The sequence below is a fragment of the Polaromonas sp. P3_C2 genome (genome assembly GCF_056402675.1).
On record NZ_JBFUGX010001008.1, the window covers coordinates 1 to 1,064 of the forward strand.

The 1,064-nt window shown below is 53.9% G+C and carries 2 protein-coding genes and 1 pseudogene; all 3 read right to left on the bottom strand.

Annotated elements, in window-relative coordinates:
- Positions 1 to 396: pseudogene (locus AC1DWI_RS24190) on the bottom strand (type IV secretion protein Rhs); the annotation flags it as partial.
- Positions 397 to 467: 71 nt separating this feature from the next.
- Positions 468 to 722 (bottom strand): hypothetical protein, encoded by a 255-nt coding sequence (locus AC1DWI_RS24195; RefSeq protein ID WP_477726046.1) that lies wholly within the window; start codon positions 720 to 722, stop codon positions 468 to 470.
- On the bottom strand, positions 682 to 1,064 hold a 383-nt coding region (locus AC1DWI_RS24200), incomplete at its 5' end, for an RHS repeat-associated core domain-containing protein (protein WP_477726045.1). The genes AC1DWI_RS24200 and AC1DWI_RS24195, both read right to left, overlap by 41 nt.

The window sequence follows — 1,064 nt, forward strand, 5'->3', positions numbered from 1 at the left end:
GGTGTACTGGGTGAGCTTGCCTCTGGCGTCGGTCTTGGTCAGGACGTTGCCGTTGAGGTCGTAGGTGTACTGGCTGGTGCCGGTGTCMGGGCTGGTTTGCGCGGTGACATCGCCCAGGCCGTTGGGGCTGTAGGTGGTGGCGAGGTTGCGGGGGTCGGTGACCTGGGTCAGGTTGTCATTGGCGTTGTAGGCAAAGCCGGTGGTGGTGGGGGTGCTGCTACCGGTGTTGGCGGGCTGCTGGGTCTGGATGGGGCGACCCAGGCTGTCGTAGTAGGTGTAGCTGGCAAGACCATTGGGGTCGACCACGGTGGTGGGACGGCCCATAGCGTCGTAGTCGGTCCAACTGACATCGGATGGTGGCGGGGTGACAGTGCACGGAAAGGATGGCGTCGACATCGCAAGGCCATCTTTAAATCCACAGGTGATGACGGGATAATCATCCAGGATGCGATATCTAATTAATGCGCTTACTTCAACTCATCGGGCATGATGTCAGGAAACTTAGCGTACAGGCGATTCATGACATCGCAAACGCCCCCCATGATTTTTGCAACATCCGCTCTGTAGCCTTCAAACTCTTTTGGGCCGCAGGTTTCCTGCACTAACTTAATTGAATCATCTAGAGTGGCAAGTACGCCGCGCATTTCATCAGACAATTTCAGAGCAACTTCTTTTTCCATTTCACCATTCTCCTGCGCTTCCGCTTGGGCAACCATTTTCAAGCATACATCTATTTTTGCATCGAAAGAAAGATGTACCGTAGTCCCTAGTCGGCAGCGTTGCTTCGCATCTGCGGATACACATGTCGTTTACTTTCTGGCATCTTTTATTCAATCCACACAATACATCGCCTGAGTCAGTTGGAGGGACGGGCGATATATTGCGCCCATTGGATGAGTCCGCGGACGTTGTTGGTATGACAACCAAGCCCTTAGGATCACTCTTCGAAAGCGGATCACCCTCGACATAAGCAAATGTATTGATGCCCCCCTCCAGCCCAATGGGATCGGACTGCATATAGCGCCCAATCCTCGGGTTGTACTCCCTGTTCCAGTTCTGGAACA